Raw genomic sequence first — 23,811 nt, forward strand, 5'->3', positions numbered from 1 at the left:
GGCACATCTCTAGGCTTTTGTTGTGCCGCGCTCCTTTTCGCCGAACCGGCATCCCCTTCGGCGCAGAGCGCTCCAGGCGATCCGGGAAGGAAGCGACATCCGGCTCCCGGCTGGCTCAGTTCGTCGGCGCCGCGATCGCCGTGACGAAAGACGGACGCGAGAGCGTCGCGTCGATATAGGCGGCGAGCTTCGGCCAGCGGCTCGCATCGACGGGCTCCTTGGCGAGCCGGAGGTTGTGGAAGGTCGTGGCGACCGCGATGTCGGCGATGCTGAAGACGCCGCCCACGAGGTAGGGGCCGTCGATCTGGCTCTCCAGGTAATCGTAGAGCTTCGGGAACTCGTCCGTCACCGCCTTCACCGCCACGGCCTCGTCGCCGGGCTTGCCCATTAGGACGGGCTTCACCACGCGCTCGGCGAAGGGCTTGATCAGCACCGGGAACAGCTCGGTATCGCCGAACTTGTCGAACCAGACGGCGCGTGCGCGCTCCTTCGGCGCCTGCGGCCACAGGGCCGGATTCGGGTGCTTGGCCTCGATATAGGCGGAGATCGCCGAGGAATCGGCCAGCCGAAAGCCGTCATCCTCGATCGCCGGGATCTTGCCCAGCGGGCTGCAGGCCTGGAACGACTCGTCCGGCGCGTGGAAGAAAACGGGCTTGTGCTCGAAAGCGACGTCCTTCTCGGCCAGCGTGACGAGGATCTTGCGGACGAAGGGCGAATAGCTCGTGCCGTAGAGAATCATGCGGAGAAACAACCTGTTGTGGCGGGAGGAAGGGGCAGGCCGAATGGCTCTTGCCGTCCGTCCCCTCAGATAGGGCTTCGATCCGGCTCGATCACCCCATGCACGGCATAGCCGCCGAACCGCTGCACGATCCGGGCGCGTCGCCGCGACGTCCGCGCGACCTCGCCGAGAGTGTCGGCGAGCCCCTGACGCGGAGTGACGTGGAACCCCGCGAGCCATCGGTTGAGCAGCCATCGGGCCGGCATGGGCAGACCGCCCTGATCGCCGAAATCGACCACGTGCAGGGAGCCGCCGGGCGCGAGGTGACCGGCGGCCTCGGCGAGGACGGCGCGCCAGGGCGGGATCATCGACAGGGCGTAGGAGATCACGATCCGGTCGAACTCGGCCTCCCCGAACAGGGGGGCGGGATCGAAGGCCGTGGCATCGCCTCGCGAGAGGCGGATGCGGTGGGCGAGGCCCGCGCGGGCGGTGGCGCGGCCAGCCGTATCGAGCATCTCGGACGAGACATCGAGGCCGAAGCAGCGGGCATCCGGGTAGGTCCGCGCGATGCGCACGAGGTTGCGCCCGGTGCCGCAGCCGATCTCCAGCACGCTGCCCCCGGCGGGCGGGCGGAGATCCGCGATCATGCCGTCGCGGCCGAGGAGGTAGAATTTCCGGCTCGCATCGTAGATGTGCCGCTGGTGCCGGTACATCCGGTCCATCAGCCGCGCCGCCTCGCTCACGACGAGGCCAGCCGGTAGAGGTGGAACGCCCCGTATATTGACGACCGGTCCTGCTCGCCGAGGCGGCGGCTCTCCTCCTCGGCATAATCCCAGGCACCGAGGATGGAATCCGGCACCCGGCCGGGCAGCCGGCGCTCGTCCGCCGCCGTCCTGAAGATCACGCGGGCGCCGGGCCGGGCCGCGCGGGTAATCTGGGTCCACAGGTCGGTGAGGTCGGCATCCGTCATCCAGTCCTGCGCATCGAGGAGGATCACGGCATCGACGCTGGCGGCCGGGCTCTCCCGCAGGAATTCGGTCATCGATTGCTGGCGGAAGTCGAGGCGGCCGGCGCGCTCGCGCAGGGCCGCGTGGTTCCCGGCCTGGAGATAGGGCGGCAGCGATGCGTCGGGCGCGGTGTCGTAGGCGCGGCCGAAGGCCTGCCAGGCGAAGTAGTTGGACCGGATCGGGAAGCCGCAGGCGAGACGCTCCAGACGGTGACGCAAGACGGCCGCCATCCCGCCGGGGCCATCGCCCGCAAGGGCGACGTATTGCGCCGGCGGAATGCCGAGACCGTAGAGCGAGGCCGGCTGGCGGATGAGCCAGCGGATGAAGGTCTTCTCGAAGAGCGGGGCCAGTTCGGCCTCGAAGATCGTCCGCTGTTCGGCGAGGTCCCGCGCCGTCAGCACGGCGCCGAGATCGCAGCCGTAGCGGCGGGCGAGCCAATGCCCCGCACCGATGAAGCGGCCGAGCAGGCCGTAGCGGTAGAAGCCGTGCTCGAAGGCCGAGATGCGGCGGCGCCCGTCGAGGCGTCGGGCCTCCCAATAGGCGCGGGACGTGGCGTCGAGATGCTGGCGGATGATCTCGTCATAGGCAGCGACGTTCTCGGGCCGGGCAGGGCGGCCGAAGAAGCCGAAGAAAGCGGCATGGTCGGGCAGATGCCGGAGGGCGGCAAGCTTGAGCTTCCCCAGGGCCACATGGGCGCCGTTGAGGTCGACGGCGCTGATCCGGGCCGGGTTGGCCGTAAGGTAGGAGAGCGCGTTGCAGCCCCCCGAGGCGATGGTGACGACGTGGTCGTCGGGCTGCAGCCGGAGTGCCGCCATGTCCACCACCGGATCTTCCCAGATCTGCGGATAGACCAGACCGCTGAAGGCCGCCGTGAACAGGCGTTCCGACACGCCCGCCTTCGAGAAAGCCCGGTTGCGATGGACGGCCTGGGTGAGCCCCAGACTCGTCTCGCGGCGGATGGCCCGTGCTGCGCGCGTCATGCGAGGTCTCGCGTCGCTGGTTGGCGTGATCGACGCCAGGGCCGTTACGGCATCCGCATGACCGCCCGGTGACGGAGGATCGTCTCCGGATGGCTCCGGGGACGGATCATTCGTTCACCTGTCCTGCCCCGCCCGGCACATCCATGGCGCGGGCCCCGTTCAGCGCGGTCGCAGCTCGATCGTCACCGGCACGTGGTCCGAGGGTTTTTCCAGGCCGCGCAGGTGCTTCTGCACGGAGGCGGAGACAAGGCGGTCGGCCGCCTGCGGCGAAAGCAGCAGGTGGTCGATGCGGATGCCCTGGTTCCGCTGCCAGCAGCCGGCCTGGTAATCCCAGAACGTGTAGAGGTCGGGGGAGGGGTCGCAGGCGCGCAGGGCCTCGGTGAATCCTTCGGCGAGGAGGGCGCGGAAGGCGGAACGGGTCTCGGGAAGGAACAGCGCGTCGTTCACCCAGGCGGCGGCATCCGCCGCGTCCTCGGGCTCGGGGATCACGTTGTAATCGCCCGCCAGCACCAGGGCCTCCTCGGCGGCAAGGAGCGCACGCGCATGCGTCCTCAACCGCTCCATGAAGCCGAGCTTGTAGGTGTATTTCGGTCCCGGCGTCGGATTGCCGTTGGGCAGGTAGATCGAGGCCACCCGGACGGGGGCCGCGTCCTCTCCCGAGATCAGCGCCTCGATGTAGCGGGATTGCTCGTCGGTCTCGTCGCCGGGCAGGCCACGGCGGACCTCGCTCATGCCGAGCGGCGCCCGCACCAGCAGCGCCACGCCGTTATAGGCTTTCTGCCCGAGCGTCTCGACGGCGTAGCCCGCCGCCTCGATCTCGGCGCGGGGAAAGCCCTCGTCCTGGCATTTCAACTCCTGCAGGCAGACCACGTCGGGCTTGGCCTCGTCGAGGAAGCCGACGAGATGGCCGACCCGCTGCTTGATCGAATTGACGTTCCAGGTGGCGATCCGCATGGGCTCTGAGATCCGGTCGGAGAGGGCCGCCCGTCATCGGGCCTTCGCGTCGGGCTGGCAAGGCATGCGCGGGGGAGGAAGTCAGGATGTCCGACGGCTGGTTCGCACCGATCCGGGCCTATTGCGAGCGCGGGGATGCGAGCTTCTGGGCCGAGCCGCTGAACGCCGCCTCCAACGGCGCCTTCCTCGTCGCCGCGTTCCTGGCCTTCCGCCTCGCCGGCTCCGGCCCGAAACGCGACCGGGCGGCGACGGCGCTGGCCGGGCTCGTCGCCCTCGTCGGCATCGGGTCGTTCCTGTTCCACACCCTCGCCGTCCGCTGGGCGATGCTCGCCGACGTCATCCCCATCGCCCTCTTCATCTACGCCTATTTCTTCCTGGCCCTTCGGCGTCTCCTCGGCCTTTCCCTCGTTCCGGCGATCCTGACGACACTCGGCTTTGCCGGCTTCGCGGCCGGGCTGGAACCGGCCCTCGACGCGCTCACGGGCCAATCGGTCGACCGCTTGAGCAACGGTTCCATCGCCTACGCGCCCGCCATCCTGGCCCTCGTCGGCGTCGCCGCCGGCTTGCTGATGCCCCAGACATGCTTCCTCGGCCCGGCACGGAGCCGCGCCGGCCTCTCGCTCCTCGCCATCGCCGCGCTGTTCGCCCTCTCCCTGACCTTCCGGACCCTGGACGCCGCCATCTGCCCGAGCCTGCCGATCGGCACCCATTTCCTCTGGCATTGCCTCAACGCAGCCGTCCTCTACGGCCTCATCGCCACGGCCTGGCGCTTCGAGGCAGCGGTTGACGATCGGCGTTCCGCACCCTGAGGAGGACGGCTCCGTCGGTCTCCGATTTTCCCCCTCGACGCCGCGTCGCGAGGAACCACGGGTTTTCTTGCACCACACAGGGATTCGTTGCAGAAGAGCCGGCCGTTCGAAGGAGCGGCGTCGCGCACAGGCTTGGACGACGGGTAACCCGCTCTCGGCCGAGCGAAGTCAGATACGGATCGCGTCCATGTCACAGAGCCTCCGCCTCGGCGTCGCCGGTCTCGGCACCGTCGGTGCTTCCGTCGTTCGGATGGTCGCTCGCCGCGCAGGAGCCATCGCCGCCGCCACGGGCCGCGAGGTGCGCGTCACCGCCGTCTCCTCTCGCGACAAGACTCGCGACCGCGGCCTCGATCTCACCGGCGTGACCTGGTTCGACGATCCCGTCGCCCTGGCCTCCTCGGGCGAGGTCGATTGCGTGGTGGAGCTCATCGGCGGCTCGGAAGGGCCGGCCAAGGCCACGGTGGAAGCCGCCATCGCTGCCGGCAAGCACGTGGTCACCGCCAACAAGGCCCTCCTCGCCCATCACGGCGCGGCCCTGGCGAAGGCCGCCGAGGCCAAGGGCGTGACCCTGGCCTACGAGGCGTCCGTGGCCGGCGGCATCCCCGTCATCAAGGCCCTGCGCGAGGGGCTCACCGGCAATGCCGTGTCGCGCGTCTACGGAATCATGAACGGCACCTGCAACTACATCCTCACCCGGATGGAGCGGGAGGGCCTGACCTTCGAGGCCTGCCTCAAGGACGCGCAGGCCTTGGGCTATGCCGAGGCCGACCCGACCTTCGACGTCGAGGGGTTCGACACCGCCCACAAGCTCGCCATCCTGGTCAGCCTCGCCTTCGGTGTGGAGATCGATGCCGAGGGCGTCTCGGTGGAAGGCATCTCGGCGATCCAACCCCTCGATCTCACCATGGCCGAGGAACTCGGCTACCGGATCAAGCTGCTCGGCGTCGCGCAGGTGGCCGAGGGCGGAATCGAGCAGCGCGTCCACCCGACGATGGTGCCGAAATCCTCCGCCATCGCCCAGGTGATGGGCGTCACCAACGCCGTCACCATCGATGCGGATGCGGTGGGTGAACTCACCCTGATCGGCCCGGGAGCCGGCGGCGAGGCGACCGCCTCGGCGGTGGTCGCCGACATCGCCGACATCGCGGCCGGCGTCGCGCGCCCGACCTTCGGACGCCCCGCCGCGAGTCTCGCCCCGTCGGAGCGGGTGGCGATGCAGCGGCACGAGGGCGGCTACTACATTCGCCTCACGGTCCATGACCGGCCCGGCGTCGCGGCCGGCGTCGCCACGCGGATGGCCGAGCGCGACATCTCCATCGAGAGCATCCTGCAGCGCCGCTCGGAGAGCGCCGCCAGCAAGGACCCGCATGGCCGCTCCGGCCAGCCGGTGCCCCTGGTGCTGATCACCTACGCCGCCACCGAAGGAACCATCCGCGCGGCGCTCGACGCCATCGCGGCAGATGGCCTCCTCGCCGAGGCGCCGCAATTGATCCGAATCGAACGCGAATAAGAAGGCCGCCCATCGCGGCCCAGACACCAGGTGAGGGACGGGACCAAGATGGCGGACGATATCGTTGGGGGGGTGGGACGTCCGGTGTCCCGCACCATGAGCCTCGAACTGGCGCGGGTGACCGAGCGCGCCGCCATCGCCGCCGCCCGGCTGCGCGGGCAGGGGCGGGAGAAGGAGGCCGACCAGGCCGCCGTCGACGCCATGCGGCGCGAGCTCAACCTCCTGCCCATCAACGGCACCGTCGTCATCGGCGAGGGCGAGCGCGACGAAGCGCCGATGCTCTATATCGGCGAGCAGCTCGGCACCGGCGCCGGCCCGAAGGTCGACATCGCCGTCGACCCCCTGGAGGGGACGACCCTCTGCGCCAAGGACATGCCCGGCGCCATCGCCGTGATGGCGCTCGCTGAGCACGGGTCGCTGCTGGCGGCGCCCGACGTCTACATGCAGAAGATCGCCATCGGCCCCGGCTATCCTCAGGGCCTCGTCGATCTCGACGCCAGCCCGGCCGACAACATCGCCGCGCTCGCCCGGCACAAGGGCTGCGCCCCATCCGAGATCACCGCGATCATCCTCGACCGGCCGCGCCACATGGCCCTCGTGGCGGCCGTGCGCGAGACCGGCGCAGGAATCCGCCTGATCTCGGACGGCGACATCGCCGGCATCATCCACACGACGAGCCCCGACGAGACCGGTGCCGACATCTATCTCGGCATCGGCGCGGCGCCCGAAGGGGTCATCGCGGCTGGCGTCCTGCGCTGCATCGGCGGCCACATGCAGGGCCGGCTGATCCTCGACAGCCACGACAAGCGCGAGCGCGCGGCCCGCATGGGCATCAGCGATCCGAACCGGAAGTACGAGCTCGCCGACATGGCGCGGGGCGACGTGATCGTGGCCGCCACCGGCGTCACCGACGGTGCGCTCCTGCAGGGCGTGCGGTTCAAGTCCGGCATGATCGTGACCGAGACGGTCATCTACCGGTCCGCCACCGGTACGGTCCGCCGCATCGTCGGTGAACATCGCCGGCCCGAGCGTTTCGAGGCCTGAGCGCCGTGTCGGATCCGACGATCCGCCCGGTACGGCCCGACGAGCGCGAGGCCTGGGAGGGCTTGTGGTCGGGCTATCTCGACTTCTACCGGGCCGCGATCGGACCGGAGATGCGCGACCTGACATGGTCTCGCCTGCACGACCCGCTGGTGCCGCTCCACGCCCTGGTGGCGGAAGCGGACGGCGAGACCGTCGGCCTCGTCCACTACCTCTTCCACGCCTCGGCCTGGACACGCGGACCTTACTGCTACCTGCAGGACCTGTTCACGGCGCCTGAGGCACGGGGCAGGGGGATCGCCCGCGCTCTCATCGAGGCCGTGACCGCGCAGGCCCGGCACGCTGGCGCCGACCGCGTCCATTGGCTGACCATGGAAGACAATACCCAGGCCCGCGCCCTCTACGACAGGCTCGCCGACCGGTCGGGCTTCATCCAGTACCGCCGGATCCTGGGTCCGGGCTGAGCGGATGATTGGGTGGCCGGCATCCCACATGCGAGCCCCGCCCCGGTTCTCAGAATCGCGCGGATGTCGGGCCGGCCGCTTTCGGATCGGGGGCGTTGCCGACGGTTCAGGCGGATGCCCGGCGGAACTCAGGGCTGCCAACTTTTGACAGCTCCGGGGGCCTATGACACCGTCCGGCCATGTCGAATACGCCGACCCGCAACATCGCCCTGACCCATGAGCTGGAGAGCTACATCAAGGGTCAGGTCGCGAGTGGGCATTATGCGAATGCCAGCGAAGTCGTCCGTGCCGGTCTCCGCCTTTTGATCGAGCGTGACCACAAGGTGCCTCGCTCCCGCGGCCATAGCTCCGTTTAAGCGGCGGACCGATGATGACCACCTCAATCGCCGTTCCGTCCGCCCAGAACGACTTCCAGGCGGATATCATTGCGGTCGAGGGCATCGCCGCGGTTCAGACCATCCTGAACGTGGTCTGTCGGACGACGGGCATGGGCTTTGCCGCCGTCGCCAGGGTGACGGACGACCGCTGGGTCGCCTGCAGCGTCAAGGACGACATCGCCTTCGGTCTGGTGCCCGGCGGCGAGCTGCCGGTCGCCACCACGATCTGCGACGCGATCCGCTCGTCCGGGACGGGCGTGGTCATCGATCACGTGTCCGAGGACCCGGCGTTCCAGGCGCATCCGACCCCGGAGATGTACGGCTTCCAGAGCTACATCTCGATGCCGATCAACCTGCCGGACGGCAGCTTCTTCGGCACCCTCTGCGCCATCGACCCTCGCCCGGCCCGGCTGAACACGCCGGAGATCGTCGGCATGTTCAGGATGTTCGCCGACCTCATCGGCTTCCATCTCGACGCGCACAGGCGCCTCGCCGACCGGGAGGCGCTCCAGCGCAGCGACGCCTTCGTCAGAGGCATCCTCAGGGCGAGCCCGGATTGCGTGAAGGTGCTCTCCGCCGACGGCACGCTGGAATTCATGAGTGCGCGGGGCCTGGAACTGAACCGGATCGGATCGCTCCAGGACGTGGTCGGGCAGGAATATGCCGGGCTCTGGCCGGAAGGCGAGCGCGCCAAGCTGCGCGATGCCGTCCGGCGGGCGGCCGCCGGAGAAGTCTCACGCATCGAGGGGCAGGCCCAGACCGTCGGCGGCGACCTCCGCTGGTGGGAGGTGAGCTTCGCGCCGTTCCAGCCCGACGAGGGCGGTGCCCTCAAGCTCGTCGGCATCTCCCGCGACATCACCGAGCGCTACCGGGCCGAGACTGCGCGACAAGCCGGGGCGGAGGCGCTGCAGGCCTTGAACGACGATCTGGAGCGGCAGGTCGCGGAGCGGACGGCGGAGCTTCGTCTCTCGCGCGACATTCTCCAATCGAGCGCCGCGCCCATCTGCGCCTTCGACACCGCGTACCGGCTCATCGCTTTCAACCAAGCCCATAGCGACGAGTTCTTCCGCATCTTCGCCCACCGCGTGCAGGTCGGCGAGGTGTTCCCCGACCTCTTCCCGGCGGACCAGGCCCCGGTCATGCGCGGCCTGATGGAACGCGCCCTCCGGGGCGAGACGTTCACCGTCACCGAGGAGTTCGGCGACCCCGACCTGGCGAAGCCCTATTGGGAGGTGTCCTACTCGCCGTTGCGCGACGAGGGAGGACGCATCGTCGGGGCGTTCCACTACGCCAAGGACATCTCGGAGCGGCTGCGCGCCGAGGCCGAGCTCGCCAGCACGCAGGAGGCGCTGCGCCAGTCGCAGAAGATGGAGGCCGTCGGACAGCTGACCGGCGGTGTGGCGCACGATTTCAACAACCTCCTGACCATCATCCGCTCCTCCGTCGATTTCCTGCGGCGGCCGGAGCTGCCCGAGGAGCGCAAGCGGCGCTACCTCGATGCGGTGTCCGATACGGTAGACCGCGCCGCGAAGCTGACCGGGCAGCTCCTCGCCTTCGCCCGCCGCCAGGCCCTCAAGCCCGAGGTCTTCGAGGTCGGCGAGCGCCTGCGCGCCGTCTCCGAGATGATCGACACCGTGACGGGGGCCCGCATCCGCCTGACGGTCGAGACGCCGGACGAACCCTGCTTCGTCAAGGCGGATCTGAGCCAGTTCGAGACCGCCCTCGTCAACATGGCGGTGAATGCCCGCGATGCGATGAACGGGGAGGGGACCCTGACCCTGACTCTGGTGCAGCAGGAGAAGCTGCCGCCGATCCGTGGGCATGCGGTCGCTCCCGGAGCCTTCGCGGCGATCTCGCTGACCGATACGGGCACCGGAATCGCGCCTGAGCAACTGGGCCGCATCTTCGAGCCGTTCTTCACCACCAAGGAGGTGGGCAAGGGAACCGGCCTCGGCCTCAGCCAGGTGTTCGGTTTCGCCAAGCAGTCCGGCGGCGATGTCGACGTGTCGACCAGGCTCGGGCACGGCACGACGTTCACGCTCTACCTGCCCGAGATCGTGATCGAGCAGAACGGCGCGGACCGGGAGATGCTTCAACCGGAGCCAGGCTCGCCGATGGGGGTGGGCCAGCGCATCCTGGTGGTCGAGGACAATATCGAGGTCGGCCGCTTCGCCACGCAGATCCTGGAAGATCTCGGTTACCGGACCACCTGGGCCGTCAACGCCGAGGAAGCTCTGGAGCAGCTCGGGACGGACGGCAACGGATACGATGCGGTGTTCTCGGACGTGGTGATGCCGGGCATCGGCGGCATCGCCCTGGCCCAGCGATTGCGCGAGCGTCTGCCGAGCCTGCCGGTGCTTCTCGCGTCCGGGTACAGCCACGTCCTGGCGCAGGATGGCGCGGAGGGCTTCGAGCTGCTGCACAAGCCATACTCGGCCGAACAGCTCGGGCGCATTCTGAGGCAACTGACGACGAAGCGGACGAACCGGCTCGTCGGCTGATCGGCTGGGTGTGTCGTCCGTCCCCGGCGGCTCCGACGCGGCGCTCGATCGTCGCGAGGTCGGACGAGGCCCGACGGCCCGGATCCGTCTGGACGACGGCGCGAGCGTCGCCGATGCGGCGACGCCCTTCGTGAAGCCGCGGCGTAACCTAGCGACGGATCAGTTGAACAGCGATCCGACACCGCCCGAGACGCGTCCCAGCCCCTGCTTGGCCACGGGGTTGCCCGGTTCGAGCTGGGCGGCGCGCTGATAGCTCTCCATCGCCTCCTTCTTGCGGTTCGTCTTCTCGTAGGCGAGGCCGCGATAGGCCCAGGAGCTGGCGTCCTTGTTGTTGACGTTGAGGGCCGCGTTGTAATCCTCGATCGCCTTGTCGAACTGGTTCGTGGCGATGAGGCTCTGGCCCCGCGCGGCGTAGGGCGCCGCGACGAAGGGATTGCGGTCGATGGCGGCATCGAAATCGCCGATGGCCTGGGTGTTCTGGCCCTGGCGCTGACGCACGAGGCCGCGCGCATGGTAGGCCTCGGCCGATTCCGGCGTCAGGCGGATCGCCTGGTTGAGATCCGACATCGCGCCGTCGAGATCGCCCTGGGCACGCAGCACGTTGGCGCGACCGATATAGGCGGGACCGTAGTTCGAATCGGCCGAGATGGCCTTCGAGAAGTCGGCGAGTGCCCCATCGTTGCGGCCGGTCTGGCGGTAGGCCAGCGCCCGGTTGTAGTAGGCGGAGGCCGAATTCGGATCGATCTGGACGGCCTTCGTGAAATCGCCGATGGCGTCGTTGAACTGGCCCGAGCGGGCATAGGCCGCGCCGCGGGTGACGTAGGCGCCGGCATCGTTGGGATTACGCTGGATCACCTCGGTGAGCGAGGCGATGTTGACGCTGGTGGCACCCGTGGCGTCGCTCTCGACCACGGCGAACTGGCGCGTCGCCGAAGCCCCGCCACCGCCATAGGTCTCACACCCGGCCAAAGCCGCCGCGATCGCTACGGCCCCGACCAGACCCGCCTTCGCACGCGGCACTACAAACGTCATTGCCCCTCTCCCCTCGGGATCGCCATGCCCCCCGAGGCACGCTCCCGTCCGCTGCAATCGATCATCCCATCCACCATGGCGCCTCGAAGCGCTTCGGATGCCGGACAAGACGACGAGTGCCGGCACAGTCTCGCATCGCGGTGAACACGCGCTTAAAACCCGCCGGCTCACCCGCTCAAGCGGCGCGATGTGGCGAAGGTAAGGCTCGCTTCCGCGCGGGGTCGCGAAGGCCGTCCGGCAGGTCACGGCGAGGACAGACTGTGTCCGACAAGACGCAGTTTCGACGCCCTACACGATGGCCCTGGAGGTTATCCCGCCATGGCTCGACCGGCCGTCTCGGACAAACGCCCGGCGTCCGGATCGAAGATTCGCGAGCCCGGCCGACGAGGCGACGCCTCTGGCTCGAACACCCAAGGGTGAGGAAACCCAGCGGGATCCGCCCGGCGCAATGCATCCATTGAGCGGATTGGCGATGGAGGACGAGTCCACGGAACGGGGCAGGGCAAGGCCAGGGAATCCTTGCGGCCCTTGCCCTTGCCCCCCCGATCAGCACGCCGGCCCGATACAACCGCCTCGCCCTATCGCGTCTTTATTTCCTGCTGGATATCGGTGAGCGCACGCTCCGAATGCTCGGCCAGAATACTTTTGACCGATACCGGCGTCGCGGCCCATGCCACCGCTGCCAAGAATACCATCGCCGCAACCGCGTAGGCAAACGTTTCCATGATCCCGAGCCAGCCCAACAGCAACGGGACGAGGCTGATGACGAAGGCTGCTCCAACATTCTTCGATATGTAGAGTATCGATACGAAACAAATGAGTCCCAGAGCTATTGGTTTGGCGAATGCGACGATTGTCCGTTCCACGGCGAGGTCCCTCGAATAACATAATTTATTGGCGAACTCATCTGATATGAGCCCTGAAACCCAGCCTTCAGCGGCCACAACGCGACAATACGAGATGTTCCGTTAAATGTCCGTGAAATAAATTGTATTCACTTAAGAATCTCAAGATTCACCAAAGATAACGCCAAGCATCTCCAACATCGATACTAGTATGTATGCACTAGTGCCCCTGACGTCGCCGGCATACGAATCACCTTCGACCGACGAATAAGGTGGCCCAAGGTCGAGAGTGGTCTAGTAATGACCTGATTGTCTCGATGTCTCGATCTGACGGATCAGATCCATGACTTCTTCAGGCGGTTGATTGACGTTGCTGGATATCGGTTTCACAGTACCTGCGGCCCCGGAATGTCCGGCATATCTGATCCGTGAGCCGGAACCGGACGCGGTTACATCAACCAGAAGAGACGTATTGACGTAAATTTCTTGACCAGACCCCTTCGTGAGCTTGATCCAAGCCATGGAACTTCTCCTGTTCATGCTGCTATTTCAAGTTGAACTTTGTTTCGTCGCCAGTCTCACTGATGGCGCGACGACGATGCTCGATCAGTATTTGTCCATGTCACGTGGATCGACATCTCAACGATGACGATCGCGGAAGGCAACTCGGCGACTGAACGACCGATGTCTTGCAGCATTCCCCACCATCTCGCGAGAGGTGAAACGAACTATACGGCGCAAGACTCGCTTGGTGACTTCGATAGTAGATCAATAATAGAAAACTTTTATACATTACAACCAGAGTTATCATTCTCGATAAAAATACTCACGTTATTAGCACAGCCCGCAATTGCGTAACGTTCTACAGGAATAATTCTTGTTATAGAAAGCAAAATAACGTTCTATTATAAGAAATATGCCATTCGATATGATCACAGCATTTAGGAGACATTGGAAGAAATACTTATTACTTTTAATCGTCATAGATGGCGCAACGTGCGGGCTGCGCCAATGGAAATACCCGCATCGAGCGGATTAGGTCAACGTTCAGAAATTGTCTCTCCGTCCCAAAATCATGGCTGCGGATGCAGCGGCGCGACAGGCCGCTCCATACTTACGCAGTCTGCCACAAGACTTCATCATTGAACCAACAGCGCCATCGAATGTTGTTGGGTCGGCTGACGATTACGCTCGTGACGTCGGCACGACGTGATGCGCCCCTCCACGCGTGCGGCGGGCGCCGGCCATGAGTTCCCCTCGAACGAGACCAGGAGTAGTGCGTGTTTCCCCCCGCGAAGGTGCTCACGGTTGTCGAAACGACGAAGCACGTCGAGCCTGTTCGAGCCTTCGAATTCTGGCGAAACACCGCGTTGAAGAATCTCGGCATCGTGGACCGGCCGAACCCCCACGAAGCATTTTCCGCCAACCGGTTGGCCGCCCTTTCAGCGCACACGACGTTGCTTCTCACGGAGAGCAGCCCGGTGAGCGTCGAGGGCGATCTACGCCATATCCGGCGGGCCGGCCGCGACGAGGTCGTCGTCAGCTTCTTCCTGTCGGGGCATGGCTACCTGGAACAGGGCAGTTGCGGTCATGTGGTCGGCGTCGGGGATATCGGCTTCATCAGGCTCGACCGCCCCTTTGCCGTGGGAGGTCTGTCGCCGTATCGGGAGCTCCGTTTCAGCGTCCCTCGCGTGAATTTCGAGGCACGGGTCGGGAACGCCGACGCCCTGACCGGCCGTCGCATCCGCGCGAGTCCCTCCACCGAGTTGCTGACGACATACATGCACGACGTCGCGCGATCTGCCACGGGGATGTCGGAGGCCGAAGCCGGGCTCGCGGTCGAGGGCGCGCTTCACATCGTGCGCTCGCTCGTCGGAGATCGGGACGATGGGGATCGGGCTTCGTCCGAGGTGCTCCGGTCTCTCTCGCGCGTGCACATCGAACGGCATTCGCATGACGCGTCGTATGGGCCTCGAGCGATGGCCGCGGCGCTCAACGTCTCCCGCTCGAAACTCTATCGTGCCTTCGCCGACGGCGAAGGGATCGCCGCCGAGATCCGCGATGCCCGGCTGGACCGCATCCATCGCTGGCTGACATCGGCCTCCAACGACCGCACGCCCATCAACGTCCTGATGCATGCCTGCGGCTTCACCGATGCACCCGGCTTCAGCAAGGCTTTCAAGCGGCGGTTCGGCATGTCGGCGAAGGACGTCCGCGCCCTCCGGCAGGGTTGAGCCGTCCTCACGAAGCCGGGATCACCCGCGTGACATGGCCCATCTTGCGGCCCGGCCGGGCGTCGCCCTTGCCGTAGAGGTGAAGATGCGCGCCGGATTCGGCGAGGAGCGCCTGCCACGCGTCGATGTCGTCGCCGATCAGGTTCCGCATCTCCACGGAGGCGCCGGCGACGCGCGAAGCATCGCCGAGGGGCCAGCCGCAGACGGCGCGGACATGCTGAGCGAATTGCGAGGTCACGGCGCCCTCGATGGTCCAGTGACCGGAATTGTGCACCCGCGGCGCGATCTCGTTGACGATCAGACGCTCGCCGGCCTCGTCGCGCACCAGGAACATCTCGACGGCGAGGATCCCGACATAATCCAGCGCCTCGGCGATCCGGCGGGCGATCTCCACCGCAATCCGGGCGGTCTCCTCCGACAGGTTCGGGGCGGGCACGCGGGTGAGGGCCAGGATATGATCGCGGTGCTCGTTCTCGCACAGGTCGAAGGCCGCGAAGCTCCCGTCGGGGGACCGCGCTGCCACCACCGAAACCTCGCGCTCGAACGGCACGAACCCTTCGAGGATCAGCGGCGCGCCACCGAACTCGGCGAAGATCGCGTTCCGGTCGCCCTCTTCGGCGGTGCGGATGATGCGCTGGCCCTTGCCGTCATAGCCGAAGCGGCGGGTCTTCAGCACGGCCGGCAGGCCGATCGCCTCCAGCGCACGGGCGAGGTCGTCCGGCGTGTCCACCTGCCGGAACGGCGCGGTGGCGATGCCGAGGCCGTTGATGAAGCTCTTTTCGGAGAGCCTGTCCTGCGTGGTGGACAATGCGTCGGCGCTGGGACGAAGGGGCGCGTGGCGCGCCAGCAGGTCGGCGGTCTCGCGCGGGATGTTCTCGAACTCGTAGGTCACGGCATCGACGCTCGCCGCGAAGCGGGCGAGCGCCTCGGCATCGTCATAGGCGGCGCAGGTCGTCTCGGCCGCGACATCGAAGGCCGGGCTCGCCGCATCGGGGGCGTAGACATGGACCTTCAGGCCGTAATTGGCCGCGGCCAGCGCGATCATACGGCCGAGCTGGCCGCCGCCGACGATGCCGAGGGTGGAACCGGGCGCGAGGGACATGTCGGTCACGGAATCTGTGTCTCCGGCCTCTCGGCCACGGATGCGGTCTGCGCGGCCCGCCACGCATCGAGGCGCTCGGCGAGGGCGGTGTCGGTCAGCGCCAGGACGGCGGTGGCGAGGAGGGCCGCGTTGACGGCTCCGGCCCGGCCGATGGCGAGGGTGCCCACGGGAATGCCGGCCGGCATCTGCACGATGGAGAGCAGGCTGTCCTGGCCGGACAGGGCTTTCGATTCCACCGGAACGCCGAAGACCGGCAGCGGGGTCATGGATGCGGTCATGCCGGGCAGATGCGCGGCCCCGCCAGCGCCGGCGATCACGACCTTGTAGCCCGCCTGCTTCGCACCCTTGGCGAAGGCGACGAGGCGATCCGGCGTGCGATGGGCGGAGACGATGAACGCCTCGTGCGGCACGCCGAGGGCGTCGAGGGTGTCGGCGGCGTGCTGCATGGTCGCCCAGTCCGACTGGCTTCCCATGATGATCGCGACCGGGGGCGCTCCCGCCATCGTCGTCACTCCCTTCCCGAGACGATCGCGGTCGCCTGGTCTGCGTGGCCGGGTTCAGGCCATGTCTTCGTGGCGGCGCGATCCCGGGACGCGATCCTGCACCCGGACCGTGCCGCATACGCGGGCGGGCGACCGCCCGCAAGACGGTGCCCGGGCCAATCCTGTGATCAAGGCAAACCGAAGCTAGGCGATGATGTCGGGCGTGATCTGGTCTTCCAAATAGGAAATCCGGTCCCGCAGGCCGAGCTTGCGCCGCTTGAGGCGCTGGATCTGCAGCTGGTCGCCGGCGACGCTCAGTTCCAATGCGTCGATGGCCCCGTCGAGGTCGCGGTGCTCCTGGCGGAGCCGCGCCAGTTCCTCGACGAATTCCGCCGTCCCGTTATCCTCGAACTCGCCCGCCATCGCACCTGCAGCCTCGACACGTACCGTCCCGAAACCATGCGGCACAGGCGCTCTTGCGGCAAGACGATGCCCGCAATTGGCTCTGGAAGACGCTTCTTCCACCGGGGAGGGCTCCGGCGATCGTGATTAACCAATGTTGCCCCCAGGGCCGATTTCGGTTTCGACAGCCGGCTCATACTGTGCCAATCTGCCTGAGTCGGAACGAGACAGGAGAAACGACTCATGTCGCTGCAGACGCATCTGAGCCAGCTCGCCCTCAAGCACGAAGCCCTCGAGCGGGAAATCCACTCCGCGATTCAAAGCCCTTCCGAGAACGATCTACGGATCGCGGAATTGAAGCGACGCAAACTTCACCTGAAGGACGAGATCAATCGGCTGCGTGCCGAAACGGACTCGGTGCATTAGCCAGCTCCCCATCATTCCCCTTCCTTGATTGACCTTCGCCGCCGCGCTGCCCAGCGCGGCGGTTTTCGTTTGTATCGCCATCCCTTGTATCGTCGTGGGCAGGTTGGGCTACATTCCCCCGCAGATGCCGGCATCCTCAGACCGGCCGCCCGGGGACGAACCGCCATGCAGGCCGCTGCGACACCTCCCGATTCGACCGAAGGGACGGACGCCTACCGCCCCATCCACGCGGCGTCCCTCGCCGATCCCGAAGGGTTCTGGCTGAACGCCGCCGCTGCCCTCGACTGGGAGACCGCCCCCTCCCGCGCCTTCGACCCGGAGGCGGGCGCTTATGGGCGCTGGTTCCCCGACGCGACGCTGAACGCCTGCCACAACGCCGTCGACCGCCACGTGGCGATGGGGCGGGGCGAGCAGGCGGCGATCCTGTACGATTCACCCGTCACCGGGACGAAGCGGACGATCAGCTACGCGGCCTTGCGCGACGAAGTGGCGACGCTCGCCGGCATCCTCTCGCTGCTCGGCGTGGAGAAGGGCGACCGGGTCGTCATCTACATGCCGATGATCCCCGAAGCCCTGTTCGGGATGCTCGCCTGCGCGCGCCTCGGCGCGGTCCATTCCGTGGTGTTCGGCGGTTTCGCCGCCAACGAACTCGCCATCCGCATCACGGACGCCGCCCCGAAGGTGGTGCTCGCCGCCTCCTGCGGCATCGAGCCGAGCCGGATCGTGCCGTACAAGCCGCTGCTGGACGCGGCCATCGCGGCCTCGCCGCACAAGCCCGAGGCCTGCCTCATCCTCCAGCGCCCGCAGGCCGAGGCGGGCCTGGTGGAGGGGAGGGACCGCGACTGGGCCGAGACCGTGGCCCGGGCGAAGGCCGCCGGGATCAGCGCCGATTGCGTCCCAGTCGCGGCCACCGACCCGCTCTACATCCTCTATACATCGGGCACGACGGGCAAGCCGAAGGGCGTGGTGCGCGATACCGGCGGCTACTGCGTCGCGCTGTCGTGGTCGATGCCCAACCTCTACGACGTGAAACCGGGCGAGGTGTATTTCTGCGCCTCCGACATCGGCTGGGTGGTGGGCCATTCCTACATCGTCTACGCCCCGCTTCTGCACGGCTGCACCACCGTTCTCTACGAGGGCAAGCCGGTGGGGACGCCCGATGCCGGGGCGCTCTGGCGGGTGGCCGCGGAATACGGCGTCGCCTGCCTGTTCACGGCGCCGACGGCCCTGCGCGCGATCAAGAAGGACGACCCGCGCGCCGAACTCGTCGCCTCCTACGACCTCTCCGACTTCCGCTCCCTCTTCCTCGCCGGCGAGCGGGCCGACCCGGATTCCGTGGCCTGGGCCGAGCGGGCGCTGGACCGGCCGGTGATCGACCATTGGTGGCAGACCGAGACCGGCTGGGCCATCGCCGGCAATCCGGTGGGTGTCGGCATGCTGCCGGTGAAGCATGGCAGCGCCTGCGTGCCGATGCCGGGCTACGACCTCGCGGTGCTCGACGAGGCCGGCAAGCCGCTGCCGCCCGACACGATGGGCACCATCGCCCTGCGGCTCCCGCTGCCGCCCGGCTGCCTGCCGACCCTGTGGGGTTCGGACGAGCGTTTCCGCCAGAGCTACCTCACCACCTATCCGGGCTGGTACGACACCTCGGATGCCGGGATCGTCGACGCGGACGGCTACGTCACGGTGCTGGGGCGCACCGACGACATCATCAACGTCGCCGGGCACCGGCTTTCCACCGGGGGCATGGAGGCGGTGCTGGCCGCCCATCCCGATGTCGCCGAATGCGCCGTCATCGGCATCCGCGACGCGCTGAAGGGCGAACAGCCCTGCGGCTTCGTGGTGTTGAAATCCGGCGTCTCCCGCGACACCGCCGAGATCGAGCGCGAACTCGTCGCCTCCATCCGCGAGCGCATCGGCCCAGTGGCGGCGTTCAAGCTCGCGCTCACCGTGGCACGGCTGCCCAAAACCCGCTCGGGCAAGATCCTGCGCGGCACCATGAAGAAGATCGCCGACGGCGAAGCCTGGACCACTCCACCCACCATCGACGACGCCGCCGTGCTGGACGAGATCGGCGAGAGCTTGAAGGGGAGGGGGATCGGGGGGTGAGCGTTCCCTCCCTCGACCGGTGCAGCTCCAGCGGAACCCGATCCGGGGGCCAGCTATAAAGAGATGCGTAGCGCCATGGAAACGCGGATACGGAGCCGTCCATCCCTGGCGCGGGCGACTCAGGTGCTCCATCTAGGCTGTCAGCCAAAGCCGGAGCCCGCACATGACCGCACGCCTGTTCGAGCCCCTGGCCCTCGATGGCCTGACGCTGCCCAACCGCATCATCGTCGCTCCCATGTGCCAGTATTCGGCCCATGCGGGGCAGGCGGGCGACTGGCACCTGATGCATCTGGGGCAGCTCGCCATGTCGGGCGCGGGACTGCTGACCCTGGAGGCCACCGCGATCTCGCCGGAGGCACGGATCTCGCCCACCGATCTCGGCCTCTACTCGGACGAGACCGAGCTGGCGCTGGGCCGGGTGCTCGATGCGGTGCGGCTCCGGGCGCCGATCCCCATCGCGATCCAGATCAATCATGCCGGCCGCAAGGCCTCGAGCCGCGCCCCCTGGGATGGCGGCTCGCAGATCGAGCCGGAGATGCCGGACGGCTGGCGCACCGAGGCGCCGTCAGCCATCGCCCATGGCGAGGGCGAGGTGCCGCCCCATGCCCTCGATTCGGAGGGGTTGAAGCGCATCCGTGACGGGTTCGTGGAGACGGCCAAGCGCGCGTTGCGCATCGGGATCGACGGGTTCGAACTCCACGGCGCCCACGGCTACCTGCTGCACCAGTTCCTCTCGCCGCTCTCCAACCAGCGCACGGACGATTACGGCGGCAGCCTCGCGAACCGGATGCGCTTTCCGCTGGAATGTTTCGAGGCGGTGCGCGAAGTCGTGCCGGCGGGCAAGCCGGTCTGGATGCGGGTCTCGGCCACCGACTGGGTCGAGGGCGGCTGGACGCTCGACGAGACGGTGGAACTGGCCCATGCGCTCAAGCGGCGCGGATCGGCGGCGATCCACGTCTCCACCGGGGGCCTCTCCACCCGCCAGGAGATCCCGCTCTCGCCCGGCTATCAGGTTCCCTTCGCCGAGCGGGTGAAGGCCGAGACCGGGCTCACCACCATCGCGGTCGGCCTCATCACCGAGGCGGCCCATGCGGAATCGATCCTGGCCGAGGGCAAGGCCGACGCGGTCTCGCTCGCCCGCGCCATGCTGTACGATCCGCGCTGGCCGTGGCATGCGGCGGCCGAACTCGGCGCGCAGGTCAGCGCGCCCAAGCAGTACTGGCGCTGCCAGCCGCGCCAGTTCAAGACCCTGTTCCGCGACACCCAGTTCGGGCAACGCTGACCCGATTTCAGGCAAAGACAATGGACGACGACATCACGACGATCACGGTGCAGCGCGTCCGCTACGACGAGGAGAACGGCATCAGCCTGATCTCCGGCGCGGACGACGAGGAGGAACCCGCCGGCTATTTCATCGTCCAGATCGAGAAGGGCGACCCGGACGGGCCGCTCATCGAGATCTTCGGCGAGGATCTCACCCAATCCGACGGGGTGACGGCTTTGGAGATCGGCGTGCGCCACCTGCTCTTCAGCTTCGAGCCGACGAGCCTCATCGGGGCGGAGATGCCGATGGTGCGGATCGAATCGATGACCGAGATCGCCGAACTCGCCAAGGCGCGGCTCAGGGTCGCCTTCGGCAAGCGGGCACGGCTGGCCTGATCCGCCCGCCCTACTTCGCCACCGCCCCCACCAGCGGCCCCAACGGCCGGCTGATGTCCGACCGGTTGATGCCCGGCGCGTAGAGGCTGGAGACGCTGCCGTCGAGGAACAGGGCGTTGGCGCAGCCGAGCGTGTCCTTGAACAGGCGGGCGAAGGAACCGAAGGTCACGGGGCGCTCGGAAATGGCGAAGATGGCGGTGCGGCCGTCGTCGCGGACGCCGACGCCGTTGCGGATCTTCTGGCTCGGCCCGTCGGTGGAGATCTTCGGGTGGATCTTGCCGTCGATCACCAGCATCGGCCCCGATTGGGTGGCGAAATCCGGCTTGATCTTCTGGCGCAGGTAGCGGGCCGTGTCGGCGACGCCGGCGCGCTCGCCTTTCACGTAGAAGATGCCATTGGGCTTGAGGTGGAAATTGCCCGGCCCGTTGGCGGTGGAGACGCCCTTCATCTCGCGGCCCTCCTCCACATAGAGGCCCACCGGCGCCTGGCCCTTGTCGTACATGCCGCCATTCATGGCGAAGCTGAGCTTGGGCCCGATCTTTTCCCCCAGCGTCGACAGCGACGAATAGGGCAGACCGTCGGCGCCGAGCCAGAACACCCGCACCCGCTCGCGGCGCAGATCCACCGTGCAGACCGTGAAGGTCTCGCCCTCGGACTGAACCGCCTTGCACGGCGACGCGACGGCGGGCGCGGCCCGCGCGGGCTGGGGAGCGAGACCCGCAGCGAACGCGAACAGCATGGCTCCGGCAAATGCGCGTCGCAGTGACATCATCGTTGAATCCCGAGGCGGAGCTATCTTCCGCCCTCTCGTGCGGACGAGGTGGCGCGCGGTGTCCTCGCCCGAAACGGAAGGCGTTTTCAAGGCGTGCCGACCGCCGCTCTCACCGACCTGTGATCGGCCGGATGCGTGCAGGACAAAATGTGCCATGAACCGTTCATGGACCATGGGTGTTCTATAACCACTGGGGACAAGAACCTGTCTTTGGAGACAAGACGATGAAACGCATTGTTCTGGCAGCGACCGCGATGGTCGGCGCTCTGGCGATGATCCCGGCGACGGCGGAAGCCCGCGGCGGCTGGGGTGGTGGCCACGGTGGTTGGCATGGCGGCCATGGTGGCTGGGGTGGACACGGCGGCGGTTTCCGCGGCTATGGAGGCGGTTTCCGTGGCGCGGGCTTCCGCGGCTATGGCGGCGGCTGGGGTGGACATCGCGGCTACGGCTGGCGCGGCGGTTACGGTCGTGGCTACGGTTACGGCCTCGGCGGTCTCGGCCTCGGTGTCGGCCTCGGCCTCGCCGCCGGTGGGCTCTATGGCGGCTACGGCGGCTATGGCGGATACCCGGCCTATGGCTACGGCTACGCTCCTGCGGCCTATGGCGGCTACGGTGGCGGTTGCTACACCGTCCCGCGCACCCGCTGGACCCCCTACGGACCCCGCCGCGTCCTGATCGAGCGCTGCTACTGAGCGGTTCCGCTCGGGAGGATTTATCTGGGAAGGGGTCGCTTCGGCGGCCCCTTTTTCGTTACGGTCGCCGCGTTCATCGCCGGACCTTCTCATCCCTGCGCATCGGCATGGCATCGATCGTCGAGAACAGGCGGGCCGCCGGAATTGGTGCGGCTTCGGTGAGCTTCGCCTCGCCGTCCTTGCCCACCAGCACGACGCGGAAATCCCCCGCGCCGATTCCGAACCGATGACGGATGCGGTCCGCCTCGGCACCGGTCCCGATCGCTTCCACAAGAACGAGGTCGCGCTCGGCGTAATCCGCCCGTCTCGCCCGCGCCTCGCGCCTTTGCGCCTCGATGCGCGGATCTCCGCCTTCCGGGGCCACGATGACGAGCACCCGTGACTTCCAGCGATGGGCGGCGAGGGGGTCGTCGGCCGAAGCCGGCGCTGCGAAGCCGGACATCGCGGCGATGGCGGCGAGGGGGAGCATGCGGGTCATCGAGACGGTCCTATCGGGACGGAGCAGGAATACTTGCGCATCAACGCCGCTCGGCGCAGGCGGTGCCTCGGCCTCATTGCTGGAACACCGGCGCCCGATCGGCCTTGTCGAGAAGTCCCCTGAGACTGGAACGCCCGTCCAGAAGATCCTTCACCCCAACCGGAGCGTCAGATCATGGTCGCTATGAACCGCAGCATCGTCCTCGCCTCCCGCCCGCACGGAGAGCCGACGGCCGCGCATTTCCGGCTCGAGGAGAACCGCACCCCGACGCCGGGGGAGGGGGAAGTGCTGCTGCGCAACCGCATCCTCTCCCTCGATCCCTACATGCGCGGGCGGATGAGCGCGGCGAAATCCTATGCCGAGCCCGTCGCCATCGGCGCGCCCATGGTCGGGGCCACCGTGTCGGAGGTCGCGGCCTCGCGGCATCCGGATTTCCATGAGGGCGACGTGGTCACCGGCTTCGGGGGCTGGCAGGACTTTGCCATCTCAAATGGCCGTGGCCTGCGCAAGCTCGATCCCGAGGCCGCGCCGGTGAGCACGGCGCTTGGCGTCCTCGGAATGCCGGGCATGACCGCCTATACCGGCCTCCTCACCATCGGCCAGCCGAAGGCGGGGGAGACCGTGGTGGTCGCCGCCGCCGCCGGGCCGGTGGGCTCCCTCGTCGGCCAGATCGCCAAGCTGAAGGGCGCGCGCGCCGTCGGCATCGCGGGCGGCCCTGAGAAATGCGCCTACCTCACCGACGTACTCGGCTTCGACGCGGCCGTCGATCACCGCACCGACGACCTCCCCGGCGCGCTCGCTGCCGCCTGTCCCGGCGGGATCGACGTGTATTTCGAGAATGTCGGCGGTGCGGTGTTCGACGCCGTGCTGCCGCTCCTCAACGACTTCGCCCGCATCCCCGTTTGCGGCCTCGTCTCGGGCTACAATCTCACCGAATTGCCGCCGGGACCGGACCGCAGCCCCGTCGTCATGCGCGCCATCCTGACCAAGCGCCTGACCCTGCGCGGCTTCATCGTGTGGGATTTCGCCGACCAGGAAGAGGAGTTCCTGAGCGAGGTCGGAACATGGCTGCGGGACGGGCGGATCAAGCATCGGGAAGACATCGTCGACGGGTTGGAGGCGGCGCCGGAGGCCTTCATCGGGCTGCTGAAGGGGCGGAATTTCGGCAAGATGCTGGTGCGGATCGCGTGACGGCCAGGCGCGCGATCCTTGCGCGC

The 23,811-nt window shown here is 67.6% G+C and carries 25 protein-coding genes; 13 read left to right on the forward strand and 12 right to left on the reverse strand.

Annotation, left to right across the window (positions count from 1 at the left end):
- Nucleotides 1-115: 115 nt before the first annotated feature.
- The 4 genes from ASF08_RS10435 to xth form a co-directional block, all read right to left on the reverse strand.
- Nucleotides 116-739, reverse strand: a complete 624-nt coding sequence (locus tag ASF08_RS10435; RefSeq protein WP_056144801.1) for a glutathione S-transferase family protein — start codon at nucleotides 737-739, stop codon at nucleotides 116-118.
- A gap of 65 nt (nucleotides 740-804) precedes the next feature.
- The gene (locus ASF08_RS10440; protein WP_056144585.1) at nucleotides 805-1,431 is read right to left on the reverse strand and encodes a class I SAM-dependent methyltransferase; all 627 of its coding nucleotides are present in this window, start codon (nucleotides 1,429-1,431) and stop codon (nucleotides 805-807) included.
- A 26-nt stretch (nucleotides 1,432-1,457) separates the two neighbouring features.
- On the reverse strand, nucleotides 1,458-2,705 hold the full coding sequence (locus tag ASF08_RS10445) for a DUF3419 family protein (protein ID WP_056144588.1): 1,248 nt from the start codon (nucleotides 2,703-2,705) through the stop codon (nucleotides 1,458-1,460).
- A 159-nt stretch (nucleotides 2,706-2,864) separates the two neighbouring features.
- A complete protein-coding gene (xth, locus tag ASF08_RS10450) occupies nucleotides 2,865-3,659 on the reverse strand; it encodes an exodeoxyribonuclease III (RefSeq protein ID WP_056144591.1) in 795 nt (264 codons plus the stop codon).
- An 86-nt stretch (nucleotides 3,660-3,745) separates the two neighbouring features.
- Between xth and ASF08_RS10455 the strand changes: the two genes are divergently transcribed.
- The 6 genes from ASF08_RS10455 (at nucleotide 3,746) to ASF08_RS10480 (ending at nucleotide 10,361) form a co-directional block, all read left to right on the forward strand.
- Entirely contained in the window at nucleotides 3,746-4,468 is a 723-nt protein-coding gene (locus ASF08_RS10455) for a ceramidase domain-containing protein (protein WP_056144593.1), read from the forward strand.
- 187 nt (nucleotides 4,469-4,655) lie between these two features.
- Nucleotides 4,656-5,978 (forward strand): homoserine dehydrogenase, encoded by a 1,323-nt coding sequence (locus tag ASF08_RS10460; protein ID WP_018042987.1) that lies wholly within the window; start codon nucleotides 4,656-4,658, stop codon nucleotides 5,976-5,978.
- A 48-nt stretch (nucleotides 5,979-6,026) separates the two neighbouring features.
- The gene (gene glpX / locus ASF08_RS10465; protein WP_026175788.1) at nucleotides 6,027-7,022 is read left to right on the forward strand and encodes a class II fructose-bisphosphatase; all 996 of its coding nucleotides are present in this window, start codon (nucleotides 6,027-6,029) and stop codon (nucleotides 7,020-7,022) included.
- Between the two features lie 5 nt (nucleotides 7,023-7,027).
- Nucleotides 7,028-7,483 (forward strand): GNAT family N-acetyltransferase, encoded by a 456-nt coding sequence (locus tag ASF08_RS10470; protein ID WP_056144606.1) that lies wholly within the window; start codon nucleotides 7,028-7,030, stop codon nucleotides 7,481-7,483.
- Nucleotides 7,484-7,662: 179 nt separating this feature from the next.
- A complete protein-coding gene (locus tag ASF08_RS10475; protein ID WP_056144609.1) occupies nucleotides 7,663-7,839 on the forward strand; it encodes a type II toxin-antitoxin system ParD family antitoxin in 177 nt (58 codons plus the stop codon).
- 14 nt (nucleotides 7,840-7,853) lie between these two features.
- On the forward strand, nucleotides 7,854-10,361 hold the full coding sequence (locus ASF08_RS10480; RefSeq protein WP_056144804.1) for a PAS domain-containing protein: 2,508 nt from the start codon (nucleotides 7,854-7,856) through the stop codon (nucleotides 10,359-10,361).
- Nucleotides 10,362-10,520: 159 nt separating this feature from the next.
- Here ASF08_RS10480 and ASF08_RS10485 read toward each other — a convergent pair whose 3' ends face one another.
- From ASF08_RS10485 to ASF08_RS24710, 3 genes are all read right to left on the reverse strand, one after another.
- The gene (locus tag ASF08_RS10485; protein WP_043764308.1) at nucleotides 10,521-11,393 is read right to left on the reverse strand and encodes a tetratricopeptide repeat protein; all 873 of its coding nucleotides are present in this window, start codon (nucleotides 11,391-11,393) and stop codon (nucleotides 10,521-10,523) included.
- 578 nt (nucleotides 11,394-11,971) lie between these two features.
- The gene (locus tag ASF08_RS10490) at nucleotides 11,972-12,259 is read right to left on the reverse strand and encodes a hypothetical protein (protein ID WP_056144612.1); all 288 of its coding nucleotides are present in this window, start codon (nucleotides 12,257-12,259) and stop codon (nucleotides 11,972-11,974) included.
- A 273-nt stretch (nucleotides 12,260-12,532) separates the two neighbouring features.
- Nucleotides 12,533-12,760: a hypothetical protein gene (locus ASF08_RS24710; RefSeq protein WP_156629532.1), complete on the reverse strand. Its 228-nt coding sequence runs from the start codon at nucleotides 12,758-12,760 to the stop codon at nucleotides 12,533-12,535.
- A gap of 758 nt (nucleotides 12,761-13,518) precedes the next feature.
- Here ASF08_RS24710 and ASF08_RS10495 point away from each other — a divergent pair.
- Nucleotides 13,519-14,472, forward strand: a complete 954-nt coding sequence (locus ASF08_RS10495) for a helix-turn-helix domain-containing protein (protein WP_056144619.1) — start codon at nucleotides 13,519-13,521, stop codon at nucleotides 14,470-14,472.
- 7 nt (nucleotides 14,473-14,479) lie between these two features.
- Here ASF08_RS10495 and ASF08_RS10500 read toward each other — a convergent pair whose 3' ends face one another.
- From ASF08_RS10500 to ASF08_RS10510, 3 genes are all read right to left on the reverse strand, one after another.
- Entirely contained in the window at nucleotides 14,480-15,583 is a 1,104-nt protein-coding gene (locus ASF08_RS10500) for a 5-(carboxyamino)imidazole ribonucleotide synthase (RefSeq protein WP_373321309.1), read from the reverse strand.
- Nucleotides 15,580-16,077: a 5-(carboxyamino)imidazole ribonucleotide mutase gene (gene purE, locus ASF08_RS10505; RefSeq protein ID WP_018042996.1), complete on the reverse strand. Its 498-nt coding sequence runs from the start codon at nucleotides 16,075-16,077 to the stop codon at nucleotides 15,580-15,582. The genes ASF08_RS10500 and purE overlap by 4 nt, the downstream gene beginning before the upstream one ends.
- Nucleotides 16,078-16,260: 183 nt before the next feature.
- Nucleotides 16,261-16,479 (reverse strand): YdcH family protein, encoded by a 219-nt coding sequence (locus ASF08_RS10510; protein WP_018042997.1) that lies wholly within the window; start codon nucleotides 16,477-16,479, stop codon nucleotides 16,261-16,263.
- Between the two features lie 222 nt (nucleotides 16,480-16,701).
- Here ASF08_RS10510 and ASF08_RS10515 point away from each other — a divergent pair, with 222 nt between their 5' ends.
- From ASF08_RS10515 to ASF08_RS10530, 4 genes are all read left to right on the forward strand, one after another.
- On the forward strand, nucleotides 16,702-16,884 hold the full coding sequence (locus ASF08_RS10515; RefSeq protein WP_018042998.1) for a YdcH family protein: 183 nt from the start codon (nucleotides 16,702-16,704) through the stop codon (nucleotides 16,882-16,884).
- Between the two features lie 165 nt (nucleotides 16,885-17,049).
- Entirely contained in the window at nucleotides 17,050-18,993 is a 1,944-nt protein-coding gene (locus tag ASF08_RS10520) for a propionyl-CoA synthetase (RefSeq protein WP_056144621.1), read from the forward strand.
- Between the two features lie 163 nt (nucleotides 18,994-19,156).
- The gene (locus ASF08_RS10525) at nucleotides 19,157-20,275 is read left to right on the forward strand and encodes an NADH:flavin oxidoreductase/NADH oxidase (RefSeq protein WP_056144623.1); all 1,119 of its coding nucleotides are present in this window, start codon (nucleotides 19,157-19,159) and stop codon (nucleotides 20,273-20,275) included.
- A gap of 20 nt (nucleotides 20,276-20,295) precedes the next feature.
- Nucleotides 20,296-20,652 carry a hypothetical protein gene (locus ASF08_RS10530; RefSeq protein WP_056144625.1) on the forward strand — a complete coding sequence of 119 codons (357 nt, stop codon included), beginning with the start codon at nucleotides 20,296-20,298 and terminating at the stop codon, nucleotides 20,650-20,652.
- Nucleotides 20,653-20,662: 10 nt separating this feature from the next.
- On the opposite strand, the gene ASF08_RS10535 is transcribed toward ASF08_RS10530, so the two are convergent.
- Nucleotides 20,663-21,424: a phosphodiester glycosidase family protein gene (locus ASF08_RS10535; RefSeq protein ID WP_147830211.1), complete on the reverse strand. Its 762-nt coding sequence runs from the start codon at nucleotides 21,422-21,424 to the stop codon at nucleotides 20,663-20,665.
- Between the two features lie 224 nt (nucleotides 21,425-21,648).
- On the opposite strand from ASF08_RS10535, the gene ASF08_RS10540 reads away from it, so the two are divergent.
- Nucleotides 21,649-22,116, forward strand: coding sequence for a hypothetical protein (locus ASF08_RS10540; RefSeq protein WP_056144627.1), 468 nt, complete (start codon nucleotides 21,649-21,651; stop codon nucleotides 22,114-22,116).
- A 73-nt stretch (nucleotides 22,117-22,189) separates the two neighbouring features.
- On the opposite strand, the gene ASF08_RS10545 is transcribed toward ASF08_RS10540, so the two are convergent.
- Complete coding sequence (locus tag ASF08_RS10545) at nucleotides 22,190-22,594, reverse strand: DUF4174 domain-containing protein (RefSeq protein WP_056144630.1); 405 nt, start codon at nucleotides 22,592-22,594, stop codon at nucleotides 22,190-22,192.
- A gap of 174 nt (nucleotides 22,595-22,768) precedes the next feature.
- On the opposite strand from ASF08_RS10545, the gene ASF08_RS10550 reads away from it, so the two are divergent.
- Nucleotides 22,769-23,785 (forward strand): NADP-dependent oxidoreductase, encoded by a 1,017-nt coding sequence (locus ASF08_RS10550; RefSeq protein ID WP_056144633.1) that lies wholly within the window; start codon nucleotides 22,769-22,771, stop codon nucleotides 23,783-23,785.
- The last annotated feature ends 26 nt before the right edge of the window (nucleotides 23,786-23,811 follow it).

The sequence above is a fragment of the Methylobacterium sp. Leaf85 genome (assembly GCF_001422125.1).
Taxonomy (GTDB): Bacteria; Pseudomonadota; Alphaproteobacteria; order Rhizobiales; family Beijerinckiaceae; genus Methylobacterium; species Methylobacterium bullatum.